Genomic DNA, 7248 nt, shown 5'->3' on the forward strand with positions numbered 1-7248 from the left:
GATCGTCGGTTCGTCATTGTGAAGATCTAGTTTGGTGTGTAGCGATGGAGCAATATAGATTCCAATGGCAATTCCGAGCGCTATCCCGACGAGAAAACTTCGGCCAAACACGGTCAGTATCCATTATCTTTAAGATATTGATCAATGGCATCACGAAGAATGACCGTCATCTTCAGACCATTGTCATGAGCAGCGTTCTCAAGACGACGTTTCGTCTCATAATCAAGCGATACGTTGACGAAATGTTTGCTTTCGCGTTCACGGGCTTTGCGAAGTTCGCGCAGTCGGTTACGGGAGTCTTCTCGACGGTTCGCATTTTCAATAGCACTTGCCCGGTGTTGTTCCGGTGTTGTTTCGAGAGGTTTAGCCTGCTTATTCTGACTTGATGTCTCGGGCGCCGATTCATTTCCAACGTTTGCAGCGCCATCTTCTTGCACGTGAGGAATAGGCGGGGTGGCAGTGTCTTTATCCAGATCAACTGAACGTTTTCGACGTTCCGCGACAGGGAAATCAGAAAGAGAGATTTTTCCCTTAGCCATTGATAGTCTCCCTGCGGTTTTCGTTTTTAAGTTGCTCCAACTCCTCGACGAATGCATTCACCTCCGCTCTGGCCTTGAGAACCGGTTCACTCGGTTCCAGCATTTGTAGTGTGCCAAGACCGCTGCGGATTTCTCTATAGCAATTTCGTTCGATTAATTCCGTATCGAGAAGTACGGAATTGTATCCGTGTTCGCTCAAATTTTGGACGAAAGGGCGAATGATCCGGTATTCTTCGAGGTGCCGGTTGACGATGGTGATGCGCGTTCGCAGAACTGCTTGAGGGATACTACGGTCAAGAACGTCCGTTCGCGTCGCAATTGCCTCCGCTGCTTCACCAACTGCTTTAATCTCATCCTGGGCGGGCTGAATGGGCGTGATGACGATATCTGAATGGTCGATTATCATATCCATCACAACACTATCGACGCCCGGCGCGTCGATCAAAATGGCGTCATAGTTGGCCTCCTGTGACGCCATTAACTTCTCTATATTGTTCTGACGAAGTGCCGTCGCCAGTGAAATCGACGCCGGTACATTGTCCTTGGCCTCGCACCGCTTCCACCACTCGGCTAAGTTCTGTCGTGGATCGGCATCAATTAGCAATACTCGTCGATTTTTGAGTGCGAGTTCACCTGCAGTCAAAATGACTGCGGTCGTCTTCCCCGCTCCACCTTTGCCGCTTACTGAAGAGATTCGAAGTGTCACGCTGGCCCTCCTGTACCTGGATAATGCTGGTTTTGTTTGTGTCGATTTATTGCCCGAAGCGTCGGCAAATGCTGCCCACAGGGCGCGAGAGTATATGTCAAGTTAAGGTAGTTTCACACGATGTGACAACACTCATTGAAGCATGTGACACACCATGTGTTCACATCAAATAATCACATCACTCAATGACTAGAGTTTGGGAACATGTTTCTCCCAATCGAGTGTGAACCCCGGAGCCGCGCAAGAGCCGTCTGTACCGCTCGCACGCAGTCCGGCAAGGGCGAAGAGCGTAGCGTCCCTTGCTGGCGAGTACGAGGGGTACAAAAAGGCGATTAAGGCGGTCTGGAGGTGAACCCTGGTGAGCGTAGTTCCTTTGAAGCGCCGGGGCGTAGCCTCGGCGTAAGGGGTGAGCGGAGCGAGGCCATATTAGACGAATATTAAATGGTTCTGCTTGTAATTGGTTAGGCAGGATACGGAAAAATGTGCTACATTTTCTTCTGACCAATCGCGAAACACGTCCGTGATTGTCGATTGCTGCGCTGAATTGGAGCTAACAACGCCTATGAATGAAGCAATTTCAGAGGATATGAGGGGCGCTAAACCCAAGCCGCAAACCATCCATAGCCGTGTTTCGGCGGACGAATATGACGCGATCGACGACGCCGCGAAGGCGGCTGACATGACGATGAGCGCATTTTTCAAGGCCGTTTTGCTGCAAGGGGCGGGGAAGAAGCCGATCTTCAATGACGATGACAGGGCGCTTTTGTCTCTCATGCTTGAGGATATGCGCATGATTGGCATCAATCTCAATCAGGTCGCTCGAGCGCTGAATAGCGGCAAATCGGTTTCAGATAGCGAAGTCCGCATGGTGGTGGGTGACGTGCAAAAGATGCAGGTTGCGGTTCTGAGCGAATTGAGACGCGTTACCAAGCGGTCAGGATACAGACACCGCAGCAAGGAATAGCGACCATGGAATTCTTTCTCGGGGCCTTTGAGAGTGAGTGGGAGCAACGCCGAGCGGCGTTGCTGCATGAGCTTTCACTTGGTTCGAGTGCTGCAAGCAGCGCCGAGGAAGAAATGCGCCGGAGGTTGCGCGAATTACAGATCGCAGGCGGTGCCGCTGCAGCAAGTGGTGTTTCCGTGGCGAAAATGCGCATGCGATCCTTAAGAGCGGTGACGTCTGTTCAAAGCGCGGCAAAGAAGCCAATTGCCGTCGCCAGGTCGATGGAAACACGTTTGGCCGCGGTCGCAGCCGGGAGTCAACCAGCTGTTGTCAAAGTGGCGTCGTACGGTGGCGGTGCGCGGTTCGGCGCGATGGTCAATTACGTTTCGCGAAGCGGGGAAATACGCGTCGAAAAGGAAAACGGTGAACGTCTTCAGGGTCGCGAGGAGCTTGCACGGTTGCGCGGTGATTGGGAGCCATTGTTTCAAAATCGTGCCGAGAGCAGGGATATTGGAACTTTCCATGTGTCGATCGAAGCTACCGGTTTCGCAACAGAAGAAGCTTTGCACCAGCTCGTACGCGATAGCCTGGCGAGCGGATTCGGTAATCGCAGCTTTGCTTATGCCGTTTCGCAGCCATCACATGGCGTCTTAGACGTTGACGGTGTGGTGGTGTTGCGCAGCATGGAAGGGGAGCGGTTGACCGGTGACTCGAAGGCGGCGAACATTATTCAGAGGCGCTACAACGAAAGCGCAGCGTCAGTGCTGGTGAAGGCGCGTTTCAGTTTTACCGGCTATGGTAATGGCGTGGAATATGGCGCCGCCAAGCTGAGAAGTCTGGTCGAGGATCATAAGGGCGACGTTCGTGATCATAAGGGGCGCGTTGTCTCAGATGCGCGTTCCGCCGGCGACCTGGTGCAAAAGCAGTGGCGTCGGGAATTGCATAGCCGTAAGGGCAGGGATGTGATGCATCTCATCATGTCTGCCAAAGCTGGCACCAATGTTCAGGCTTTCGAATGCGCTGTTCGGGATTTTCTGGCCGCGCAGTTCGAAGGGCATCGCTACATATTTGCGATGCATGATCCGTTCAGCGACCCGAAGGAGATGGGGCAGGGCGGAAAGCGACCGCATATACATGCTCATGCCATTATCGCTATGCGTTCGGATGCCGGTAATCGGGTGGAAACCTCGCCACAGGTTTTTCGTCAGTGGCGCGAGCTTATGGCCGAAAAGGCGCGCGAACACGGTATCGCAATGGAAATGACCGACAGGCGCGAGTTCGCAAATGCTCCAGCCTACACGCGCAATCAGGTTCGGCCGGTTAGTCGGGATGGAAGAACGCAACATGAAGGGACAAGCGAGGCGGCTCAGTCGCGCTATGACGCAAAGCGCTCAGGTCGGCGTAGCATGGCTCGAAGCATCCGAAGCCGTGAATATACCATAAAGGTAACACAGGGATGGGAGAAAGTAGCAATGGCGAGCGGCGATCGTCAGATTGCGGCGTATGCCATGCAACAAAGAGATATAGTTATATCAACCAGTTCGCTTCAATCTGAAGCTAAAACTTCTAACATCGTTCATGCAGATTTCGGGTCACATTACCGCACCAATTTGGTAAAGTTGCAAAACATCATATTGGAGGGTGACAAAGTGCGCGAAATGTCGAGAAGCGATTTTGAGGCATATGAGAAAGAAGTTGAAACAGCTTTGTTCCGGCTTGGCCGCAATCTCGGAGCGGAGGAGAAAGCCGATCTGGATCAGGTAGCGCAGTATACGCGCGAGCATGTCAATCTAATGCGCGAGCATATGGAATTGACGGAACAGCGTGGATTGAGCGTCGAAACCCCATCGCGTGAAAGCGAGCAGGATAGCTCGTCGATGCAGATTGCTCGGGAACCCGATTCCGAAATTGCAAAGCCAGCGCATGTTGTCGCGGAAGCAGAGCCGGGTCGGCCATCTGCAGATTTTGCCAACGAACCTCGTTCGAGCATGGATGACGAGGAGAAAGCGGCGGCAGCATCTTATCAGGCCGAAATGGATCGTTCATTCCCGAGTGAAATCACGAGCCGATATTATATTCGTGAGGATCACGGGGGGACGCAGCGAGTCTTTGCCGATTCAAAGGGTGAGCGCGAAGTGTTCCAGGACAATGGAGAGAAGCTGCGCGCAAAATCGTTCGATGCTCAGGGCGTTCGATTGATGATCGAAACAGCAGCGCATCGAGGCTGGACGAGCATCGAGATAACGGGGAGCAAGGAGTTCCGCCGTGAAACTTGGCTGGAGGGCCAGGCGCACGGAATTTCGGTCAAGGGCTATCAGCCGACTGAACTGGATTGGCAAGATCTGGCTCGCCGGGAGCAGTCCTATTTGCGTAATGAAATTGTTCCGATCGAGGGAAGGGCACTTGATGCGGTTCACCGGGATCAGGAGCAATCTGCAGGTTCGGATCAGTCGAGCAAGGTCGATAAAGAGCAACAGAATGCAGATAATTCCGGCACGCCGCACACCAAAACCAACGACTATAAAGAGGGTGTTCAGGGTATCCTCGTCGAGACAGGAGAGAAGCCCTATCAGAATAATGAAAAGAACGAGCCTTCGCCGTTCGTTGTTATTGAAACTGCCAATGGCAATCGCACGGTCTGGGGTGTCGGATTACCGGATGCGTTGCATCGCGCCGGCGCTGATATCGGCGATGAAATTCATTTGCGGTCCACTGGTACGGAACGCGTCATGAAAACCGTCATACAGGAGATTGACGGGCAGAAGCACCGTGTCGAACAAATGGTCGATCGCCGGGCATGGGAAGCGAACTTGCTTGAAGAACGGGATCGGACCGACGAGAAAGTTGAAGGTTCCAAACAACTCGATAATCGGGCTAATATGGAAACAAAGGCCGTCGTTCGCGACGGAGAGACTGCCCGTACAGATCCTCCGCAACAACAGGTTCCACGATTGCAGGAACTAGAGCAAGCGCAGCAGCAAAAGAAGGAACGCGACGAACACGAGCGTTAAAGGACGATGCGACACGATTACATCTATAATTCACCTCCCGATCCGAAGGCTGACGACGCCCTTGCAAAGTTCTTTGCGGTTCTGTTCTGTCTCGTCCTGGGACTGGTTGCGATCGTGTACATAGCTACTGTCGTTCGGGACTGGTTCAACGCGGCCGTCGCATGGATAATCGATATGATTAGTTTCCTTGGGGGATTTTTGCCGTTTTGACGGCAAAGATTTTTAGACTTAGCCGGGCTCTTTTGCGACCCAATGTGTTGCGGTGAGAATGCTGCTGCCAGGAAGCTCGCAAATGATTGGAGTGAACAGGATGACTGAAAAAGTAACCACCTATGATCCAGCGGCTGCACTGGTCGATGATGAGGAAATCGCAGATTTTATGGCAGATGCTTTTGAAACGGGAGATGCGGCCTATGTTGCCAAGGCGCTTGGCGTCGTCGCCCGCGCCAAGGGCATGACTGAGATTTCACGCCAAACCGGACTATCCCGGGAACAGCTTTACCGCTCGTTCAGCGGACGCGGGAATCCAACTCTGAAGACAACATTGGCGGTTATGCGTGCGCTCGGCGTTGACATGACAGCGAAGGCTCATACTTCACAGTAAGGGCAATCGTTACTGAATAATCTCCCTTGTGAGCGGCAGCCCGTTAAGGCTGTGATCATTCTCTGAATAGTGGATGACAACGAACTCCCCTCCTGGGGGACTGGCGTCCCCCAATTTGCCGTTCACGCTATATGCCACGGACGGACGACCGTCTCGGGGCCGTTGAACGAACCCGCTTCGCGGGAAGGCCCATGCGACTGAGGTAGAAGGCACAGAGCGACCATTGCACTCTGCATTGAGTGTCGCTCGGAGCGAGCAGAGAATGACTGGCTTCTTCAACCAGGAGCCTGACCATGCACAACCAACCGAATTCGCCCGCAATCAGCCCGCTTCGTCAACGCCTGATCGACGACATGAACCTGCGCCACTTCGGGCACGAGACCCAACGCAACTATCTGCGCGACATCGGACGACTTGCCAGCTTTCTCGGAAGGCCCCCCGATACCGCGTCCGTGGATGATTTGCGCCGCTTCCAGATATGGCAGCAAAGCGAGGGCGTCCCGGTGCCAACGATGAACAGTGTCGTGTCGGCGCTGAGGTTCTTCTTCAATACCACGATTGATCGCCCTGATCTTGCCCGCCGTCTCGTGCGGCTGGCGCACCCGCGCAAACTGCCGGTGGTTCTGAGCCGTGAGGAAGTGACGCGTCTTCTTGATGCCACAACCTGTCTCAAGCATCAGGCGGCACTGGCCGTTGCCTATGGTTCGGGACTGCGCGTATCGGAAGTGGCTTCGCTGAAAGTCGCCGACGTCGACAGCGAGCGCATGCTTCTGCGAGTGGAGCGCGGCAAGGGCGGGCATGACCCATCATCCGCATGTCCATATGATCGTGCCGAGCGGCGGCATCTCGCTTGACGGAAGCCGCTGGATCTCGTCACGCCCAGCCTTCCTGCTTCCGGTGCGCGTTCTCGGCAAGCTGTTCCGCCGTTTGTTCCTCACACGGCTCAATGCCCTGCGCGATGCAGGCCGTCTCATCTTCTTCGGATCGATGGCGCACCTCGCTGACCGGCGCGCTTTCCTGCATCACCTTAAGCCTGTTCGAGTCAAGCGCTGGGTGGTCTATGCAAAAGCCCCATTTGCGGGTCCGGAAGCCGTTCTCGCCTATCTCTCACGGTACACGCATCGGGTCGCGATCTCGAACCATCGCCTGATCGCCTTCGACAATGACAGTGTCACATTCCGCTACAAGGATTATCGCCGCGACGGAATTGATCGCCGGCAGGTCATGGCGCTGGCCACCGGCGAGTTCATTCGACGCTTCCTGCTCCACGTGCTACCGCGCGGTTTCCATCGCATCCGCCACTACGGCTTGCTCGCCAGCAGCGCGCGTAAAATCAGCCTGGCGCTGGTGTCAATCGGCGTTTAAACGGGACCCCTTATCGGCGTCCAAAAAGTACCCCTCCTTTAGGTTGCAAGGTTTAGCGTGCGCGGGCCCGTAACTTTAAA

Annotated in this window: 6 protein-coding genes and 1 pseudogene; 5 read left to right on the top strand and 2 right to left on the bottom strand. The window is 54.3% G+C overall.

Translation table 11 applies throughout. From position 1 onward, the window contains the following. Positions 1-113: 113 nt before the first annotated feature. Both VBH83_RS18820 and VBH83_RS18825 read right to left on the bottom strand, forming a co-directional pair. The gene (locus VBH83_RS18820; RefSeq protein ID WP_396999025.1) at positions 114-539 is read right to left on the bottom strand and encodes a hypothetical protein; all 426 of its coding nucleotides are present in this window, start codon (positions 537-539) and stop codon (positions 114-116) included. After that, positions 532-1245: a ParA family protein gene (locus VBH83_RS18825; protein ID WP_396999026.1), complete on the bottom strand. Its 714-nt coding sequence runs from the start codon at positions 1243-1245 to the stop codon at positions 532-534. The genes VBH83_RS18820 and VBH83_RS18825 overlap by 8 nt, the downstream gene beginning before the upstream one ends. A 562-nt stretch (positions 1246-1807) precedes the next feature. Between VBH83_RS18825 and VBH83_RS18830 the strand changes: the two genes are divergently transcribed. The 5 genes and pseudogenes from VBH83_RS18830 to VBH83_RS18850 all read left to right on the top strand — a co-directional run. Then, positions 1808-2209, top strand: a complete 402-nt coding sequence (locus VBH83_RS18830; protein ID WP_396999027.1) for a plasmid mobilization protein — start codon at positions 1808-1810, stop codon at positions 2207-2209. Between the two features lie 5 nt (positions 2210-2214). Further along, a complete protein-coding gene (locus VBH83_RS18835; RefSeq protein ID WP_396999028.1) occupies positions 2215-5199 on the top strand; it encodes an LPD7 domain-containing protein in 2985 nt (994 codons plus the stop codon). A 310-nt stretch (positions 5200-5509) separates the two neighbouring features. Then, positions 5510-5803, top strand: coding sequence for an addiction module antidote protein (locus VBH83_RS18840; protein ID WP_279678396.1), 294 nt, complete (start codon positions 5510-5512; stop codon positions 5801-5803). A gap of 293 nt (positions 5804-6096) precedes the next feature. Beyond that, positions 6097-6657 (top strand): phage integrase N-terminal SAM-like domain-containing protein, encoded by a 561-nt coding sequence (locus tag VBH83_RS18845; RefSeq protein ID WP_279678397.1) that lies wholly within the window; start codon positions 6097-6099, stop codon positions 6655-6657. Then, positions 6581-7153 (top strand): annotated as a pseudogene (locus tag VBH83_RS18850) (transposase); the annotation flags it as partial. The gene VBH83_RS18845 and the pseudogene VBH83_RS18850, both read left to right, overlap by 77 nt. Positions 7154-7248: the final 95 nt, after the last annotated feature.

The sequence above is a fragment of the Ochrobactrum sp. S1502_03 genome, assembly GCF_044435015.1.
GTDB classification, from domain to species: domain Bacteria; phylum Pseudomonadota; class Alphaproteobacteria; order Rhizobiales; family Rhizobiaceae; genus Brucella; species Brucella chromiisoli.